Origin of the sequence: Borreliella bavariensis PBi (assembly GCF_000196215.1) — a bacterium.
GTDB lineage: Bacteria > Spirochaetota > Spirochaetia > Borreliales > Borreliaceae > Borreliella > Borreliella garinii.
The window spans coordinates 478,553-496,460 of the sequence record NC_006156.1; the positions used below are offsets into that span (position 1 = coordinate 478,553).

17 protein-coding genes, 4 tRNA genes and 1 other RNA gene are annotated in these 17,908 nt (G+C 27.8%); 20 read left to right on the forward strand and 2 right to left on the reverse strand.

Annotation, left to right across the window (positions count from 1 at the left end; all coding sequences use genetic code 11):
• Nucleotides 1–37 precede the first annotated feature (37 nt).
• Nucleotides 38–1,849 (reverse strand): excinuclease ABC subunit UvrC, encoded by a 1,812-nt coding sequence (uvrC, locus tag BG_RS02265; protein WP_044007889.1) that lies wholly within the window; start codon nt 1,847–1,849, stop codon nt 38–40.
• 121 nt (nt 1,850–1,970) lie between these two features.
• Between uvrC and BG_RS02270 the strand changes: the two genes are divergently transcribed.
• The 4 genes from BG_RS02270 (at nt 1,971) to BG_RS02285 (ending at nt 5,085) form a co-directional block, all read left to right on the forward strand.
• The gene (locus tag BG_RS02270) at nt 1,971–3,488 is read left to right on the forward strand and encodes a fibronectin type III domain-containing protein (RefSeq protein WP_011193780.1); all 1,518 of its coding nucleotides are present in this window, start codon (nt 1,971–1,973) and stop codon (nt 3,486–3,488) included.
• The gene (locus tag BG_RS02275) at nt 3,481–4,800 is read left to right on the forward strand and encodes a tetratricopeptide repeat protein (protein WP_011193781.1); all 1,320 of its coding nucleotides are present in this window, start codon (nt 3,481–3,483) and stop codon (nt 4,798–4,800) included. The genes BG_RS02270 and BG_RS02275 overlap by 8 nt, the downstream gene beginning before the upstream one ends.
• A gap of 53 nt (nt 4,801–4,853) precedes the next feature.
• Nucleotides 4,854–4,942, forward strand: a tRNA-Ser gene (locus BG_RS02280).
• Nucleotides 4,943–4,998: 56 nt separating this feature from the next.
• Nucleotides 4,999–5,085, forward strand: a tRNA-Ser gene (locus BG_RS02285).
• Nucleotides 5,086–5,111: 26 nt separating this feature from the next.
• On the opposite strand, the gene BG_RS02290 is transcribed toward BG_RS02285, so the two are convergent.
• A complete protein-coding gene (locus tag BG_RS02290; RefSeq protein WP_011193782.1) occupies nt 5,112–5,816 on the reverse strand; it encodes a hypothetical protein in 705 nt (234 codons plus the stop codon).
• Between the two features lie 74 nt (nt 5,817–5,890).
• Here BG_RS02290 and BG_RS02295 point away from each other — a divergent pair.
• The 16 genes from BG_RS02295 (at nt 5,891) to BG_RS02365 (ending at nt 17,728) form a co-directional block, all read left to right on the forward strand.
• Nucleotides 5,891–5,964 (forward strand) — tRNA-Arg (locus BG_RS02295).
• A gap of 16 nt (nt 5,965–5,980) precedes the next feature.
• Nucleotides 5,981–6,067: transfer RNA gene (locus BG_RS02300), tRNA-Ser, on the forward strand.
• Between the two features lie 3 nt (nt 6,068–6,070).
• Nucleotides 6,071–6,167, forward strand: an RNA gene (gene ffs, locus BG_RS04730) — signal recognition particle sRNA small type.
• 231 nt (nt 6,168–6,398) lie between these two features.
• Nucleotides 6,399–8,081, forward strand: a complete 1,683-nt coding sequence (dnaX, locus tag BG_RS02305; RefSeq protein WP_011193783.1) for a DNA polymerase III subunit gamma/tau — start codon at nt 6,399–6,401, stop codon at nt 8,079–8,081.
• Between the two features lie 4 nt (nt 8,082–8,085).
• Nucleotides 8,086–8,385 (forward strand): nucleoid-associated protein EbfC, encoded by a 300-nt coding sequence (gene efbC / locus BG_RS02310; protein ID WP_011193784.1) that lies wholly within the window; start codon nt 8,086–8,088, stop codon nt 8,383–8,385.
• A 171-nt stretch (nt 8,386–8,556) separates the two neighbouring features.
• On the forward strand, nt 8,557–9,066 hold the full coding sequence (locus tag BG_RS02315) for a nucleoside-diphosphate kinase (protein WP_011193785.1): 510 nt from the start codon (nt 8,557–8,559) through the stop codon (nt 9,064–9,066).
• Between the two features lie 285 nt (nt 9,067–9,351).
• Nucleotides 9,352–9,879, forward strand: a complete 528-nt coding sequence (locus tag BG_RS02320) for a hypothetical protein (protein WP_044007957.1) — start codon at nt 9,352–9,354, stop codon at nt 9,877–9,879.
• Nucleotides 9,876–10,571 carry an LptA/OstA family protein gene (locus BG_RS02325; RefSeq protein WP_011193787.1) on the forward strand — a complete coding sequence of 232 codons (696 nt, stop codon included), beginning with the start codon at nt 9,876–9,878 and terminating at the stop codon, nt 10,569–10,571. Before BG_RS02320 ends, BG_RS02325 begins: the two co-directional genes overlap by 4 nt.
• Nucleotides 10,549–11,340 carry an LPS export ABC transporter ATP-binding protein gene (gene lptB / locus BG_RS02330; protein ID WP_044007891.1) on the forward strand — a complete coding sequence of 264 codons (792 nt, stop codon included), beginning with the start codon at nt 10,549–10,551 and terminating at the stop codon, nt 11,338–11,340. Before BG_RS02325 ends, lptB begins: the two co-directional genes overlap by 23 nt.
• Complete coding sequence (gene pgeF, locus BG_RS02335) at nt 11,337–12,026, forward strand: peptidoglycan editing factor PgeF (RefSeq protein WP_011193789.1); 690 nt, start codon at nt 11,337–11,339, stop codon at nt 12,024–12,026. The genes lptB and pgeF overlap by 4 nt, the downstream gene beginning before the upstream one ends.
• A gap of 1 nt (nt 12,027) precedes the next feature.
• Nucleotides 12,028–12,774 carry a Nif3-like dinuclear metal center hexameric protein gene (locus BG_RS02340; RefSeq protein WP_011193790.1) on the forward strand — a complete coding sequence of 249 codons (747 nt, stop codon included), beginning with the start codon at nt 12,028–12,030 and terminating at the stop codon, nt 12,772–12,774.
• A gap of 10 nt (nt 12,775–12,784) precedes the next feature.
• Nucleotides 12,785–13,297, forward strand: a complete 513-nt coding sequence (gene lspA / locus BG_RS02345; RefSeq protein WP_011193791.1) for a signal peptidase II — start codon at nt 12,785–12,787, stop codon at nt 13,295–13,297.
• A gap of 44 nt (nt 13,298–13,341) precedes the next feature.
• The gene (locus BG_RS02350; RefSeq protein WP_044007958.1) at nt 13,342–13,521 is read left to right on the forward strand and encodes a hypothetical protein; all 180 of its coding nucleotides are present in this window, start codon (nt 13,342–13,344) and stop codon (nt 13,519–13,521) included.
• 11 nt (nt 13,522–13,532) lie between these two features.
• Entirely contained in the window at nt 13,533–14,363 is an 831-nt protein-coding gene (locus tag BG_RS02355) for a TIGR00282 family metallophosphoesterase (RefSeq protein ID WP_011193792.1), read from the forward strand.
• 127 nt (nt 14,364–14,490) lie between these two features.
• Complete coding sequence (gene murA, locus BG_RS02360) at nt 14,491–15,774, forward strand: UDP-N-acetylglucosamine 1-carboxyvinyltransferase (RefSeq protein ID WP_011193793.1); 1,284 nt, start codon at nt 14,491–14,493, stop codon at nt 15,772–15,774.
• A gap of 595 nt (nt 15,775–16,369) precedes the next feature.
• Nucleotides 16,370–17,728, forward strand: a complete 1,359-nt coding sequence (locus BG_RS02365) for an MATE family efflux transporter (RefSeq protein WP_011193794.1) — start codon at nt 16,370–16,372, stop codon at nt 17,726–17,728.
• Nucleotides 17,729–17,908: the final 180 nt, after the last annotated feature.

A 17,908-nucleotide genomic window follows, 5' to 3' on the forward strand; every position in this document is an offset into this window, starting at 1 on the left:
TTGAGGAAGTACATAAAATTTTAATTGAATTTAAAATTTATTTATCGTTATCAATATTTTTTATTGAGTTTTCTTTTATTGCAAATTCTTTTATTCTTTTTGCAAGTTTAATATTTACTTTTATTTTTTCTGAAATTTCATTTTCACTTAAAGGTAATATATCCTTATAGGTTCCAATTAATTTTAATATTTTTTGGGCTGTTTTTTCTCCAACCCCATCTATTTTTTTATACAATAGGGTTATTTTTTCCCGTCTTTTTTTGTTAAATCCATTAGCTTTTCTGTGTGCTTCATCTCTTACATTTTGCAGTATCCTAAGAGCAGGATGTCCTTGGGGGAGATTTATTCCTTTTTTATTGGTGATTAAGAATATTGTTTCGTGTTTTTTTGCCAACGAACAGACTTTAACTTTGTCTTCTATTTTTAAGCTTTTTAAGATAGAAAAAGCAGCACTTAATTGTCCTTTTCCCCCGTCAATTAAAATTAAATTTGGTAGCTCTAATTTTTTATTGATTATTTCTGAATATCTTCTTAAAATTGCTTCTTTTATTGCCCTAAAGTCGTCAATTTCTCCTTTTAACAGTGAGTTTAGCTTGTAAAGCTTGTAGTTTTCTTTAAAGGGTATTCCCATTTTAAAAGTAACCATAGAAGCCACTGTTTCTTGACCTTTAAGATGAGCAATATCAAATCCTTCAATTATTTTGGGAAGTTTATCCATTTCTAGAAAAATTTTTAAACTCTCAAGTGCTTTGTTGCTTTTATTTTCGTATTCTCTTAAAGATAATTTTGCGTTAGATATGGCCATTTCCATTATTTTTAAAATTTCTTTTGTTTCTTTGTAAATAATTTCTGTTTTTGTATTTTTAATTTCATTTATTAGTTTTTCAACATTTTTAGTATCGACATCTTTGAGAAAAATATGAATTTTGTCGGGCACTATCATATTAATAGATGTGTAATATTGAATCAAAAATTGTAAAACCAACTCATCTTTTTTACATATGCTCTCATCAAAGTTTGCATCTCTTTCAACTAATTTTCCATCTCTATATTTTAACACTATTATTGTATTTACATTTTCTCCCGGGTGAACATATACATAGTCTATGTTTAAATTATTGGCTTTTGTAACGATTTGGATTTGATTAATTTCTATTAAAGAACTTTTCATTTCTTTTAATTTAATGGCAGTTTCAAAATCTTCTTTTTGTACAGCAAGTTTTAATTTAATGTCAATTTGGCTTAATATTTCTGATATATTCCCGTTTAGTATGGATTTTGCCTTATTTACTTCTATTTGATATTCTTTTTCAAGGTTTTCCTTGTAGCATACTCCAAGGCACTGTCCCATATGATAATATAGACAAGGAGCATTGGATTTTTTTTTACACTTTCTAATCTTAAATGTTTTGTTAATAAAATCTAATACTTGGTCTAATTTTTTTACATTGGTGAATGGTCCAAAATATTCGCTTTGGTCATTAATTATTTTTCTAGTTTTTAAAATTCTTGGATATTTTTCATGAGTTATCCTTATCATAGGATAGCCTTTTCCGTCTTTTAATTTTACATTATAATCAGGCTTGTGAGTTTTGATTAGATTGCATTCTAGTAGTAATGCTTCGTATTCGCTGTTTGTTGTAATAACTTCTATTGATTTTACATTTTTCATTAATATTTTGATTTTGTGACTTTTTTTTTCTAAAAAATAACTTTTTATCCTTGATCTTAGATTTTTTGCTTTTCCAATATAGAGTATTTTTTTATTTTCATTTAGCATTTTATAGCAACCGCTTGTAGTTGGCAATTTGGTTACTTTTTCGAATAAACTTGTTAGGGCCTCTTTCATAATGTCAGATAGTTTTTAGATTTTAGAAATCATCTTATGATATAATATTGTATCATAAGACAGTTTGTTTTATGATCTGAGATATTTAAAAATATTAATAATAACAAATAAAAGGTCAAAAATGAGATTAATTTTAATGCTCTTGCTATTTTTTTTGTGCTTTTCTATTCTTTTATCTCAAGAATTGAAGTTAATACTTGATTCGAAAAAAAATTTTAAATTTGTTCAAGATTCTAGCAATATTACTTTTGAAAGGGATATGAGGGGTGTGCTTGGCATTTATTTGGACAGATATAAAGCTGTTTTAGATTTAAATAATATTGATTTACGCTTAGAAATAGGAAGGGATAATAAATTAAAAGACACATCTTCAAACTATTTAGTTAGTGCAAACAGCTTGAGAGTTTCAAATGAATTTCGAAATGTTTCTAATGGCTCTTTAATTTTTTATTCAAATCAAAATCCTGTTAAGTTTAAGCCATTAACAAAGAAAGCTTTCTTTTCCTCAGGTAATACTGTCTCTGATTTTACTATTAAGTTTTGGGTATATCGAACAACCTCTGTTACAGGAGAAATTATTTTTAGTTGGGATGGTTATAAAAATATTAATAATTTATGGGTAGATCAGTCCATTAGATTAGAAAGTGATGAGGGAAATTTTGTTTGGGTTTTAAACAATGTATTTTTAAAAGATAATAAAAAGCCTCTCAAAATTAGAATGAAAAGTAATGATGATTTTATTCCAAAGAAATGGCATTTGCATACTTTAAGATATAGGCAAAGGGATGGCATACTTGAATATTTGATAGATTCTAAACCTCAGGCAATAGAATATATAACAGATAATAAGAAAGAAGGATCGGGATATTTATTAAGCATTGGCAATTTTATTGATTTTACCTTAGGAACTTATTTTACTGGTGCTGTTGAAAATTTAGAAATACATAAAAGCTTTGAAGAGGTTAGTAATGCTTTTTTTTCAAAGAATATGGGATACATTATTACAGAGCCTATCAAGCTTTCTAAATATTATTCTCAAGTATTGTCATTTGATGTTGATTCTAATGTTCCTAAGGATACAGAGATTGTTTATTATTATAGATTAGACAATAAGGTATTTTATGATACTGATAGCTATGGGAATATTAAGAAAAATTTAACCGGGGCGTGGATTCATTTTGATCCTAAAAAAGACTTTCCAGATTCAAAGATATCAAAATATATTCAAATAAAAGTTGAATTTTATCCTAGTGGAGATTCTGTAAGTAGTCCTTCTCTTTATAGTATGTCGATCACTTATGTTCCTGAAGCAGCTCCATTCCCTCCTGTAATAACAAGGGTTATTCCGGGTTCCAGAGAAGTTTTTCTAGAGTGGATTCCTGTTGTTAATAGCAGTGTTGAAGGATATTATATTTATATTGGTGTTACCTCTGGCAATTATCATGGAAAAACTAGTGGTGTTTTAACTTCTCCTATTGATGTTGGAAATCCAACTTCTTTTAAGATTACAGGACTTGAAGATGGAAGGCTTTATTATATTAGTATTGCTGCTTATAATTTGGATAAAAGTGTTAATAAGACTTCCTTTTCTAAGGAAATTTCTGTAAGGCCTATGGAGATTTTAAAAAAATATGAATAACTTTAATTTTGAGAAAGCTTTAAATTTTTATAAAAATGGTGATCTTAAAAGCTCTCTTGACAATTTAGATGTTTTTGATGAAAATTTAGATTCTCTTGCACTTAAAGCTCTTATTTATTTTAAGAAAAAGGATTATAAGGCTCTTTTATATGTCTTGAATACTTATCCTGCTGTTTTGAGTGAATACAATTTTTTAGTTAAGCTTATAGATTATGGTAAAATTGAAAAAAATAAAGAAGATTTAGGGCCTTTTGAGAGTTATAATTTGGGTGTTTTTTATTTCAATTTAAAAGAATATAAACTTGCTTTAAGTTGTTTTTTAAAAGCCAAAGAGCAAAAATCTGACTTTATACAAGCGTTAAACAATAGTGCTGTCTTATTTGAAATGTTGGGCAACAAGGACGAGGCTTTAAAATTATTTTTTAAGGCTAGAGATTTAGATCAAAATAATTCTCTTGTTAGGCTTAATATTTGGATTTTAAAAAATAGAGAATCTCTTAAAGCAGGAAGCTTTTTAGAAGTAGACAAAATTTTTTCTGATGTCAATCTTGCTCTTGTTGTTAATTATTTGATGTATTATTTCTATTTTATTGGAGAAATAAGCAGGGCAATCAGACTTTCTGAAAAATTTTTAACAGATTCTCATTATTCTAAGTATATTTGGCACAATAGGGGAACTATTTTTCATAAAATAGGCAATATGACTCAAGCTACTACATCTTATGTTAAAGCCATTTTGAATTTTCCAAATATTTATACAATTTATAATATGCATATTGCAACAATTGAGCTTTTAAAATTTTCTCCTAAAAAGTCTATTGAGAGAATGATTGACGATTATTCCAACTTAGACTTGATATATTTGTATGCAACTTTATTTTTTCTGAGAAATCGCGATCTTGAAGATGCCTATTTTTACATGAAAAAACTTTGCGAGCTTAATCCAGAGCCTTATTCAAAATTTTTAAAATTACTTGAGTCTAGCGAGGATATGTTAATTGAAAATCTGCTTGAAGAATTTGCAGTATCTTTAAGAGCAAATTGGCATTTAGAGTATTTATTTTTTATTGACAATTCTTTAAATTTGGGAGATCCTATTTTTATTTTTGATCACAATATAAGGATAAATACATATATTTGGAGAATTAAAGATGAGTTTATTGAATTAAAATTTAGCAATAATGAGGAAAAAATGGTGCAAGAGATATTACATTCAGAATGTGTTTGTCCCAAAATTGACATTTCTATTGGGGATTTCCAAAAGTTAATAGAAGCTTATAAAGAGTTTAGAATAAATTACTATTATTTGTAATTTATTTAGTTGACAATAATAATATCTCTAATATAATATTTATTAATGCTGTAGGAGAGATGCCAGAGTGGCCGAATGGGGCTTCCTGCTAAGAAGTTGTCCTTTTGAAAGGGGACCATGGGTTCGAATCCCATTCTCTCCGTAATTATTTAAATCTTGACAGTGGATGCTTTATTTATTAAAATTTTTTTTAGCTCTGGAGAGGTGGCAGAGTGGTTTAATGCTACGGTCTTGAAAACCGTTGTAGGTGTAAGCCTACCGTGAGTTCGAATCTCACCCTCTCCGTAATTATTATATTTAAAGTATTAAGATTAAGGGCGCAGTTTTTTATTGGACTGATATTCATTTTCTGTATTTTCGTGTATAGGGAATTGAAACTCAATTTTATCGAATTTTTTATAATCAATTAAGAATGGATTATAAAAAATTACAATTTGGTTCTTTTTGAAGTAATATTTATATCTTGGAAAAATTGTTGTGAATTTTTTTTCCAATTCGTTTGGGGTATGTTTGTCTTTGACGTTAAAATCTTTAATCTTACTTCTTACCTGTTCTTTTAATACGTTTATTAGAGAGTCTAGCTGATCTTTTGATATTATTTCTGAAATTTCTATTTTTTTGTTTCCTTTTAAGTTTAAAGGGTAATATCTTAAGAGGGTGCTTGATTCTTTTTCTTTTAAAGATTCTTTATATAAAATAGATGTAATGCCAATATTTTCATTTTGAAATATTGTAAAGCTTGAAAAATAAAAATATTCATTTTCTGAACTTTCGGTTTTTGATATTTTATTTTCGATTTCTTTTTTCCATTTTTTTATAAAATTTTCAAATTCAAAGTTTGTATTTTCCATAAAAGGAATTTTTGCATCTATGTGGAGAATATTATTGTTTTTTAGTATTTTTTCTTTGATATTTTTAGTTTTAATTATGAATTCAGAATTAATTTCATTCGAAACTGATTTAGAGCATGATGAAATAGATGACATTAAAAGAAAAATGATTATTTTAGTTTTCACAACTTCTCCATTTTCTATTGAATGTTTTTATTGTAATAAATAGTAATTTTTATTACAATAAAAATTAATTGTTTGTGTCCATAGCTCAGTTGGATAGAGCGTTAGATTGCGATTCTTAAGGTCGGAGGTTCAAGTCCTCTTGGACACGAAAAATTTGTTAGTTTGGAGAGATGGCCGAGTGGCTTAAGGCGCACGCTTGGAAAGCGTGTATACGGTAAAATGTATCATGGGTTCGAATCCCATTCTCTCCGATTCCTAGGACCCGTACTATCAAGTGTTGCTAAACCCCGTCAGGACTGGAAGGTAGCAGCGGTAAGCGATTTTTTTGGTGAGTACGCAAGTCTTAGGTTGAATTTTAAGTCAAAATGTAATGTTTCGTTTTATGTTAAGATATAAATTTATCTTTTTGAAGCTTTTAACTCTGCTATCCTTTCTTAAGGACCTTTTCTTTGTTAGATATTTTTTATTCTTTATCAAATCCTTTGGTAAATCTTTTAAAATAATAGTTCTGAGATATAAATATATTGTATAGTATATATTTATAGCATTTTACTTATTAAAGCATTGGGAGGTAAAACGTTAATGGCGCCTTCAAGAGGTACTGCTCTTAAGAAACGCCCCAGAGATTTCAACTCTCTTGAAGGGCAAGATTTTGTTGTTGAAACTCTAAAGCATTCTATAGAGAAAAATAAAATAGCGAATGCTTATATTTTTTCGGGACCAAGAGGTGTTGGGAAGACTTCATCAGCCAGAGCTTTTGCTAGATGCTTAAATTGCAAGAATGGTCCGACAGTTATGCCTTGTGGAGAGTGTAATAATTGTAAATCTATTGAGAATGATAGCAGTCTTGATGTTATTGAAATTGATGGTGCTTCAAATACTTCGGTTCAGGATATTAGGCAAATTAAAGAAGAAATAATGTTTCCTCCTGCAATTTCTAAATATCGAATATATATTATTGATGAAGTGCATATGCTTTCCAATTCTGCTTTTAATGCTCTTTTAAAGACAATTGAAGAGCCCCCCAATTATATTGTTTTTATTTTTGCTACTACAGAGTCACATAAACTTCCAGAGACAATAAAAAGCAGATGTCAGCATTTTAGTTTTAAACTTTTGTCTTTAGAAAAAATTTATAATATGCTTAAGAAAGTTTGCTTTGAAGATCATATTAAATATGAAGATGAGGCTTTAAAATGGATTGCATATAAAAGTAGTGGTAGTGTAAGAGATGCTTACACTCTTTTTGATCAGGTAGTTTCTTTTACTAGTTCTGACATTAAATTAGATCAAATAAGATCTAAGATGGGCTTAACCAATGATGAATTTTTAGAGAAGTTGTCAGCTAGTATTCTTAGCGAGGATGTAAAAGAGTTAATTTGTGTTCTTGATTCTATTTTTTTGTCCGGGGTGTCTTATGAGCAATTCCTACTAGATTCAATCGAATTTTTTAGAGAGGCATTATTTTTAAAGATAGGCATTAAAAATTTTGAGTTTATTGGAATTAAATCTGAAGATTTAAGAAAAAAATTAGCTGAGTTTGATTTGAACTATCTTGAGAGGATTATTGTTGTTTTGCTTGAAACTTACAGAGATTTGCAATTTTCGGTTAATCCAAGATATGAGCTTGAGATTAATTTTGTTAAAATTTTAAGACTTAAAAACTATATTCCAAATCATGTTTTAATAAAACAAATTCAAAATCTTGAAGACAATTTGTTAGAAAATATGGCTTTAGATTCAAGCAATTTTGATGTTTTAGCAAATAAGAAGAATAAAGATGATTTAGCTTTTATTTCAGCAAAACCTGGTTTAGAAGATGAATTTCCTGAAATCAGACCTTTAGAAAAAGAGGAGACTAGTTTTGATAAAAATTTGTCAACAAAAATTGATGAAAATCTTTTAGAGGCCAATAGCATTGAGGAGATTGATGAGATTTTTATTGAGGATGATAATTCAAGTGAAGCAAATGATTTTATTAATATAAGAGATAAATTTATTTATGTTGTTTCAAGGTATATTCAAACTTTAGTTCATTCAGGAGAAGTTGTTATTGATGACAATGTTCTCTATTATAAGGTGTTTAGTGAATTTGAGTATAATGAGCTTCAAAATTATAAAGGTGAAATAAGGTCTGAGTTTTATAAAGAATTTCCCAATTTAAGCATTGTTTTTCAGAAAAATTTTAAAAGCCTTGAAAAGGATTTTGAAAAATTAGAAACTGTAAAAAATATTTTTGGAGCAAGTGAAGTTCTGGAGGGATAGAAATATGGCAGTAAATCCATTAGATTTTTTAAAAAATATGTCTAGCGTTAAGAACAATATTGACAATATTAAAAAGGAAATGTCTAAAATTACGGTTTGTGGTAAAGCTGGCAGCAATATTGTTGTTATTGAGATGGATGGCGAATTTAATGTTAAAAAAGTTTCAATTAATAAGGAATTTTTTGATGATTTAGACAATGGTGCTTTTGAACAAATGGTTAAATCTGCTTTAAATGATGCTGTCTCTAAGGTTAAAGAAGAGATAAAATTAAAAACTATGGGAGTGCTTCCCTTTGGAATGTAGTTATTAATTTTGTAAAAGTTATATTTTAATTTTTTAATATAATGTTATGTGCTTTATAACTTTTAGCATTCCGTATAAATTTAATTAATCAGGTATACTGTTAGTATTAAGTAAGTATTTTAATTTATTTAATTATTTTTAAATAAATGTCCTAAATTTTAGGGGGATTTTATGTCAATGTTATTGCAAAAAACTTTATGTATTATTAAGCCAGATGGGGTTAGGAGAGGTTTAATTGGCGATGTAGTTGCTAGGTTTGAACGAGTAGGTTTAAAAATAGTGGCTGCTAAAATGCTTATTATTGACGAGAGTCTAGCAAAAAAACATTATTTATATGATGATATTGTTCTTAGGCATAGCGAGGCGGTTTGGAAGTCTTTAATTAAATTTATTTCAAATTCTCCCGTTTTTGCATTTGTTGTTGAAGGAGTTGAAAGTATTGAGGTTGTCAGAAAGCTTTGTGGCGCTACTGAGCCAAAATTAGCCATTCCTGGAACAATAAGGGGAGATTTTTCTTATCATAGCTTTAGATATTCAAATGAAAAAGGTTTTTCAATTTATAATGTAATTCATGCATCTGCAAATGAGGTAGATGCGATTCGTGAAATACCAATTTGGTTTAAAGATAATGAAATTTTAAACTACAAAAGAGATGATGAATGCGAACATTATTATTGTTGATTTTTATAATCTATTTCTTTAAAGGAATAAGTTTTAAATTGTCATTTTAATACCAATCTAAAATAAGAGCAATTTTTGTATTTTATTTTAATTTTTTGGTATTTTTAGGAGAATTTTTATACAGAAGGCTATTCCTAAGAATGGTGTTTTTATTTTGTTTTTATGTTTTACATTATAATTAATTATGTAAATAAATTTTGTTTGATAAAGTTTTTAATGTTATGTTGTTATGTTTAGTGGATTGTCAATTGAAATAGAAAATTTCTATTCTTGTTGAAAATAGTTATGAGAATACTAAGGCTTTATTCGTTATTTTTATTTTTTGCTTGTACTTTTGATTATGATGAATATTCTAATAGGTCTGATGCGGCCAAAAAGTTTCCCTCAATACAAATATTAGGAATCAAGTATTATAATGTTGTATACAATAGAGAGCAAACCGCTTTAGAGTCTTTAAGCTTTAGCTATTTTAATGACTATAAAGTTTATAAAGCAGAGAATGGAAGGTTTTTATATCATTCGCTAGATAATGAAATTTCAGGAAAGTTTAATAATTTGGAAGGTTCTTATATTACAAAGGATTTGGATATGAGAGATTCTGTAGAATTTAAAATAGAAGATAAAAATAATTATTATTTACTTAATTCAAATAGGATTTTGTGGAAGAATAAAGACAAGAAGTTGCAATCTCCTCCAAATGAGCTAGTATTAATTAGATTTAATGGTAGCAAAATAAAAGGAAAAGGATTTTCTTATTTTTTAAAGAGCAATGTTTTTTATTTTGATTCTGGGGTTGAAGGAATCATGAATTGAAGGATTTAATTTTAATATGGATTTTTATTATTTTTGTTAACAATATTCAAGCAACACAAATAGAATCTAAGCCCCAATCTAAAGGCTTTAAAGAGAATGAAAAAAAAAATACTAATTTTACCTTTAAGTCAGATTTTGCACAAGGAATAGTGTCTTCTTTTTATAAAAAAATTGTTTTAAAAGGAAATTCAGAGGTTATTTCGCCAGATTTTAAACTTAGAGCAGATGAAATTGAAATTTATGGAGAAAATGGCTCTTATCTTGAAGCTCGAGGCAATATTTTTTATGAAGATTATAAGAATAAGATGCATGTTAAGGCCCAGTTTTTGTTTTTTAATAGAAAATTAGATAATTTTTATCTTCAAAAAGGGGTCGAGCTTGAAGACTTAGAAAACAATATGCTTATTAAAGCGGAAAGAGTTGAAGGCAGTAATAAATCCAATGTTTATATTATGCAATATTCTGTTAAAATATATAAGGATGATACTTTTGCAAGAGCTGAAAATGGGACTTATAATAAAGAAGACAAAGAAATGATTCTTGAAGGAGTTCCAGTAATTTATCAGAAGGACAATTATTATTCTGCTTCAAGAATCATTTTTAATACAAAAACTAATAGGTATAAACTTGAGGGGAGTGTTGAGGGAGAGTTTACTCAAGTTGAAAATGATGTTTCTGAAGAAAAAAAATAAAATAAAAGAGATTAAGGAAAGTCTTAACCTTAATTCTGTTAATAATGTTGTCTTAAGAGCAGACAATATTATTAAAAAGTATGGTGAAAAGTTTGCTGTTAATGGTATTACGATCAACATTCATAAAGGTGAAGTTGTGGGGCTTCTTGGTCCAAATGGAGCTGGCAAAACAACAACATTTTATACGATTGTAGGCTTTATTAGGCCTAATGCAGGTAAGGTTTTAATAAATAATTATAATATTTCATCTCTTAATATGTATGAGCGTGCTCGGATAGGAATTGTATATCTTCCTCAAGATGCTTCAATTTTTAGGGAACTTACAGTTGAAGAGAATATTATGGTTGCTTTAGAAAGAAGAGAAGATCTGTCTAAGGCTGAACGCAAGATAGAACTTGTGAATTTACTTAAAGAATTTGAGATAAAAAGAATACAAAGCCAAAAAGCTTATACTCTTTCTGGTGGAGAGAGAAGGAGGGCAGAGATAGCAAGAGCTTTAGCTGTAAACCCCTATTTTTTGCTCTTAGATGAACCTTTTGCCGGTATTGATCCTATTGCGATCGGGGATATAAAGAATATAATAAAAATTTTAAAAGAAAGAAACATTGGAGTTCTTATCACCGATCATAATGTAAGAGATGCTTTTGATATAATCGATAGAGCTTATATTGTTTATCAGGGACAAGTACTTGATGAAGGTGATGTTGGTTATATAATAAATAGTGAAAAAGCTAAAAAGCTTTATTTAGGAGAAGAATTTAGATTATGAAAACAATAGATCATGAATTTTATTATGAATTTAGGGTAGCTGATGATGTTAGAATGATTTATACTAAAAAGCCTTTTCATCTAAATTTAAGAGAACTTAATAATGATAATTTAAATTTTGTTCCTAAGTCTAAGAAAATAAAATATTTAAAGCAATTGCATACAGATATTATTTATAGGGCTGAAGATGATTTTATAAATTTCCAAGAAGGAGATGGGCTTATATCTAGTTCTTTAGATGTAGCTCTTGTTGCTTACTTTGCAGATTGTCTTCCAATATACTTTTATGATTCAGCGAAAAAAATCGTAGGACTTATTCACAGTGGATATAAAGGAAGCTTTAGTTTGATTATTTTGAAAATGTTGTTTATGTTTGAGAAAATGGGATCAACTTTTAAAGATTTAAAAATTGTTTTTGGACCTTATAACAGATCTTGTTGTTATGAAGTTTCTGAAATTTTCTTGAAAGAAGTAGGTAATAAATTTAGCAAAGGCTTATTAAATACTGTTTTTGACATAAGAGATGGTAAAATATACTTTGATAATGCTAGTTTTAATTTAAATTTACTTTCTAGTTTTAATTTAAATATTTATAATTCAAAACTTTGTACGCATTGTTTGAAAAATCTTTATTCTTATAGAAGATTAAGAGAAGGACAAAGTTATGCTTTAATTTGGAGAATTTAATTTGAAAGTAAGAGATTTGTCTTTTAAGCTTAATTCAATTTTTGATATAGAGAAGTATGAGCATGTTGATAAAAATTTAAACGGTCTTCAAGTAGGAAATCTCAATGCCGAGGCTAACAAGGTTGCCTTTGCAGTTGATGCTAGCTATTCAACTTTAAAAGAAGCAAAAGGAAATGATTTTTTAATTACTCATCATGGTATTTTTTGGTCAAAAAAAGAGCGCATTGTTTCTAGTATGTATGATAAAATCAAATTTTTGATTAAAAATAATATAGCTCTTTATTCGGTACACTTACCTATGGATGCTCATCCTGTTTATTCACACAGCAAAGTGTTCTCAGATGTTTTAGGATTAAAAAATCCTTTTGCTTTTGCAAATTATGGGGGTTTTAATCTAGGAATTATTGCCGATTCTACTTTTAGCTTTTCTGAAATTTTAGAAAAAATCAAAAAAGAAAATAAACATATTCTTTTTTATAAAAAGTTTAAAGAATCGGTGAATAGGGTTGCGATTATTAGTGGCTCTGGATACTCTTTTTTTGAAGAGGCTTTATGTCATGGTATAGACTTGTTTATAACCGGGGACACTTCTCATCAAATATATTCTTTAGCAGAAGAATGCGGTGTGAGCTTGATTTTTGCGGGTCATTATTTTACTGAAACTTTTGGTTTAATCAAATTAATGGAAGATTTCAAAATTCAAGAAGATTTAGAGGTTAAATTTATTTTTAAAGATACTAATTTATAAGGATTTTTATATGGGCGCTAAAAGTAAACAATATTTTAATATTTTTGTATTTGTTATTAGTTTAATTTTTTTTGATCAACTTTCTAAGTATTTGGTTGTGAAGTATGTCAAATTGGGTTCAATATATTTTTCCTTTTTTGATAATTTTTTTAGGATAATACATGTAAGAAACACGGGCATTTTATTTTCCATGGGTTCTGACATCCATTATAGTTTGAAAAAAATTTTTTTTATTGCAATGCCTATTTTCATCTTAATATTTGTTTTTTCTCTTGCTTTGAAAGAGAAAAATTGTATTACCAGAATTTCACTTTTATTAATTTTTTCAGGAGGGGTGGGGAATATTATTGATAGATTATTTAGACCTTCTGGAGTTGTAGATTTTTTAGATTTTAAATTTTATGGAATTTTTGGACTTGACAGATGGCCTACTTTTAATTTTGCAGATAGCTATGTTGTTATAGGAATGATTTTATTTTTGGTTTATGATTTTTTTATAAAAAGAAAAGTGCTTAATACATGAAGATTTTAGGCTTTATTTTATGCGCATTAATAAACTTATCTATAATGTTTTTAGTTTTCTTTTTAGAGTTTCTTTTAGCTATTAAATTTAGTATTATCGTAAAGCCTTATTTGCAATTTATATTGATTTTCATGATGATTGTTTTTGCTATTTTGGTGGGATATTTTGTGTCAATTTTTATTGTAAGAAGTTTGTTTATTGAGTTATTTGAACCAGATAAATAAAGAGAGGCTTTATGTCTTTAAGGGTTTTGATTGCCGGCGAGGTTGTCGGTAAAGCTGGAATTATTGCTATAAAATCTTTTTTATCATCCTTTAGAGTTAGGAGAGGGATTGATTTTGTAATATCTGGCAATAATTTTACTACGGGTTTAAGGGGTCTTGGCAAGAAGCATGCCTTTTTATTGAAAAAGTATGGAGTTGATGTTTTAACCTTAGGTGAAAATGCTTTTGCAAGGGCAGATTTGTCTAATGATCTTGACAAGTATAATTTTATTTTAAAACCTTTAAATTGTCCTGCAAAATTAAAAGGATATTCTTATTTTATTTATAATATTAATGGTAAAAAATTGGCTGTGGTGAGAATTGTAGGCCAAACAGGAATAACTAAGTATAAATTTAATCATCCTTTTTATAGTTTTGACTTTTTTTATAAAAGAATTGAAATGCAAACAAACAATATTATTGTTCTTTTTGATTCAAATACTACGGCCGAAGTTAATGCTTTATTTTTTTATCTAAAATCAAGAGTTAGTGCTTGTCTTGGAACTGGCAAAAGGATTTTAACAGCTGATTTGAGAATTTTAGATAATACTGCTGTTATAACTGATTTAGGCAGAGTTGGGAGTTTGGATAGCGTTATTGGATATGTTCCTGATTTAGAGGTGGATAAATTTTTGAAAGGATTTTTAAATCAAAGATTTAATGAATCTTGGGAAGGTATTGGTTTTAACGGTGTTTTAATTGATATCGATGAGAATGGACATTCTTTTTCTGTAGAAACTGTCAGAGAATATATAGATTATAAATCAAGTTTAAAAGATATGGATGATATGGATATTATTTGATATTTATGTCTTTTAAGGGATTTTTTAAATTTAATTGATCTTATTAATTGATCTTATTAATTGATCTTATTAATGTGATTTAATTTTATTAATTTTCTTATATATAGTATGTATAGGAGGGTGAGTTATGTATAGTTATATTGTAGAAGGTGGTTTTAAGATAGGTGGTCAAATTACAGCTAGCGGCAATAAGAATTCTGCTTTACCTTGTATTTTAGCGGCTTTACTTACCAATGAAGATGTTATTTTAGAAAATATTCCTAATATTAATGATGTAAAAGTTGTTTTAGATATTTTAAGTGATATAGGAGCAGATATTGTAAGAGAGGGAAATGCTTTAAAAATAAAAGTTTCAAATATTGTGAAAACAGAAATAGATTCCTCTTTTACGGATTTAATTAGGGCTTCCATACTTTTATTAGGACCTTTTGTCTCTAGATTTGGGGAAATAGATATGGCGCTTCCAGGAGGAGATGTGATTGGAAAAAGGCGGCTTGATACTCATTTTTATGGCCTTTCTAAACTAGGAGCTAAGTTAATCAACAAAGATGGAAGAATTGTTTTAAAGGCCAAAAAGCTTGTTGGAGCTGAAATGTTTTTAGATGAAGCTTCTGTTACAGCTACAGAAAATATCATTATGGCTTCAGTTCTTGCCGAAGGGAATACTGTTATTATGAACGCTGCTTGTGAGCCACATGTTCAAGATTTATGTAATATGTTGAATTCAATGGGTGCTAATATTTTAGGGATTGGTTCAAATGTTTTAGAAATAAAGGGTGTAAAAAAATTAAGAGGAACCACATTTAGAATAGGTGCCGACTTCATGCAAGTTGGTTCTTTGATTAGTCTTGCTGCATTAACAGGGGGTGAATTGGAAATTAAAAAAGCAGATCCCCAACATTTCAGATTAATTAGACATATATATTCAAGGCTTGGTATTAATTTTGAATATGACAAGGAAAATGTATACGTAAGAGATAAACAAGAGTTAAAGGTTAAGCTAGATTTTGGCGGACACATTCCAAAAATTGATGATGGTCCATGGCCCGCCTTTCCGACAGACCTTATGAGTATTATTATAGTCACTGCAACTCAAGTAGAAGGCACAGTTCTTGTTTTTGAAAAAATGTTTGAATCCAGGATGTTTTTTGTAGACAAATTAATAAAAATGGGGGCTCAAATTGTACTCTGTGATCCACACCGTGTAGTAGTTACTGGCAAATCTCCTCTTAAAGGCAATGTTTTATCTTCTCCAGATGTGCGGGCAGGAATGTCTCTTCTTATTGCTGCTTTTGTTGCTGAAGGTCGCAGCGAGATTCAAAATGTTTATCAAATTGAAAGGGGATACGAAGATGTAGCTAATAAATTAATTAATTTGGGGGCAAAAATTAAGAAAGTTAAAAGTCAATAGCTTGTTAATAGACTTTATTATATTTTTATTATATGTGGTTTATTGAAAATGTTTTTAAGAGAGGATAAGGTATTAGCTGATTGAATTGTGAATGAGAATATATTAAATAATTTTTATTGTTGGGATTTTCTATCTAATATTATTAAATTTTGTTCTATTTTATAGTTTAAAGATTTTAATATAAAAAATAATATTGAAAGATTGAGAAAAATTTGCAGCGGTATTTCTGATTTTGAATTTTTGCCTTTATAATATTAATTATTATTTTAAATAAGTATTTATTGCTTTGTTTTAATTCTTAAAAATGGTTTTAATTTTATTAATTGCTGTTTATTTATGATTAATATCAGTATTATTAAATTTTTATTATATCTGGTTTTAATTTTTATGTTTTTGGTTATGATTTTTTTGTTGTAGCATGTTAATAGATTTTATTTGTATCTTGACTATTATAATACATAATGTGTTAATTGCTTTGACATTGCATATTAATTTTTAATTTTTAAAATTAAAAATTAAATACTTTTTTATTATTGATGAATAAATTTGAGTTTATATTTTTTATAAAAAATCTTTTAGATAAGGATAAAATTTTATGTCTAAAAATAAGAGCAAGGCTAGGGAATTAATATTAAAAGGCAATCTATATAAGGTTCTTTTTTTAATAAGTTTTCCCATTGTTATAACCAATATTATTCAAGCTTTTTATGATCTTACTGATATGTTTTATGTTGGTAAGCTTGGAGCCATGCCTTTGTCAGCGCTTTCACTTGCTGGTCCTGTAAATTTTTTTATTATGGCTATTGCTATGGGTATGGCTACAGGAAGCATTTCTTTGACTTCAAAATGTATAGGAGAGGGAAATTTTTCTCGTTTTTCAAGGTATGCGGGGCAACTTATTGTTTTAAACTTTGTTTTATCTTTATTTGTTGCTATTTGCTCTTTTTTTTTTATTGAGCATCTTTTGGATTTGCTAGGTGTAAAAGGCGAGCTTAAAGAACTTTCAAGAGCTTATTTTTATGTGACAATTTTTGGAATACCTATTATGTTTTTAAGCATTTCAATTACATATATTTTAAATGCTCAAGGAGAAACTATCATTTCAATGATAATAGTTTTATTTGCTAATATTGTTAATTTTATTCTTGATCCAATTTTAATATTTAGTTTTAATATGGGCATTACTGGAGCCGCTTGGGCTACTTTATTTTCAAAATTGTTAACCGTTGCTTTTTATTTATTTTTGACCTATGGGCTAAATCGTGGATTAAAAATTTATCCTAAGGACTTAGCGTTAGATATAAGATATATTAAAGAAATTGTTAATTTAGGATTACCTTCAACTTTTGGGCAAATAATGGTTTCGTTGTCTTTTTTTATTTTTAATTATATCGGTATTGAGATTAGTCCGAAATTTTTGGCGGCGTATGGACTTACAAACACAATTATTTCTTTTTTATTCCTTCCTGCCATGGGGATTGGTACTGGAATTATTTCCATTGTTGGTCAAAATCTTGGTGCTAAGAAAATTAATAGGGTGGGAGAAGTTTTGAAAAAGGGATTTTTTATTTCTTTAGCAATTTTATTAATAATAAATTCAATTGTTATTATTAATAAACATTTTATACTGAGATTATTTACAAATGATTTGGAAGTTTTAAATTATGCTAATAATTATTTATTGTTAACAACTATTGGTACTTTTGGATATGGATTGCAGCAAGTGTTCTTTGGAGGACTTATTGGATCTGGTAGGACAAAAGTTGCAATGATTATTATTTTTATTAGGTTGTGGCTTATTCGTCTTCCGGTAGTTTTTATTTTTCAATATTTTGGCATAATTGAAAATTCTTTAGGTTATGCTTTTATAATTTCCAATTATTTGGCAATTATCATTTTAGTTGGTTTTACTTGTACTCGCTATTGGGCTAAACCCATTTTAATTAAAAAATAGAAATAGTAATTAAGATTTATTTATATTTTTGTTTTACCAAAGGAAATGGTTTATTTTTAATAATTTAATGTTTTTGACCTTTAAAATTGTTTTTAGATTTTTTGTTAATCTATTTTAAAGTGTAATAGCTTAATTTGCAATAAGATTTATTTTAAGTAGAATTAATTTTAATAATTTTGG

Coding starts and splice junctions, on each gene's coding strand:
- BG_RS02355 (WP_011193792.1), top strand. CDS start 13,533: ATGTCTTTAAGGGTTTTGATTGCCGGCGAGGTTGTCGGTAAAGCTGGA.
- dnaX (WP_011193783.1), top strand. CDS start 6,399: ATGGCGCCTTCAAGAGGTACTGCTCTTAAGAAACGCCCCAGAGATTTC.
- lspA (WP_011193791.1), top strand. CDS start 12,785: ATGGGCGCTAAAAGTAAACAATATTTTAATATTTTTGTATTTGTTATT.
- BG_RS02275 (WP_011193781.1), top strand. CDS start 3,481: ATGAATAACTTTAATTTTGAGAAAGCTTTAAATTTTTATAAAAATGGT.
- BG_RS02350 (WP_044007958.1), top strand. CDS start 13,342: ATGTTTTTAGTTTTCTTTTTAGAGTTTCTTTTAGCTATTAAATTTAGT.
- pgeF (WP_011193789.1), top strand. CDS start 11,337: ATGAAAACAATAGATCATGAATTTTATTATGAATTTAGGGTAGCTGAT.
- BG_RS02320 (WP_044007957.1), top strand. CDS start 9,352: ATGAGAATACTAAGGCTTTATTCGTTATTTTTATTTTTTGCTTGTACT.
- BG_RS02365 (WP_011193794.1), top strand. CDS start 16,370: ATGTCTAAAAATAAGAGCAAGGCTAGGGAATTAATATTAAAAGGCAAT.
- lptB (WP_044007891.1), top strand. CDS start 10,549: ATGTTTCTGAAGAAAAAAAATAAAATAAAAGAGATTAAGGAAAGTCTT.
- BG_RS02315 (WP_011193785.1), top strand. CDS start 8,557: ATGTCAATGTTATTGCAAAAAACTTTATGTATTATTAAGCCAGATGGG.
- efbC (WP_011193784.1), top strand. CDS start 8,086: ATGGCAGTAAATCCATTAGATTTTTTAAAAAATATGTCTAGCGTTAAG.
- murA (WP_011193793.1), top strand. CDS start 14,491: ATGTATAGTTATATTGTAGAAGGTGGTTTTAAGATAGGTGGTCAAATT.
- uvrC (WP_044007889.1), bottom strand. CDS start 1,849: ATGAAAGAGGCCCTAACAAGTTTATTCGAAAAAGTAACCAAATTGCCA.
- BG_RS02270 (WP_011193780.1), top strand. CDS start 1,971: ATGAGATTAATTTTAATGCTCTTGCTATTTTTTTTGTGCTTTTCTATT.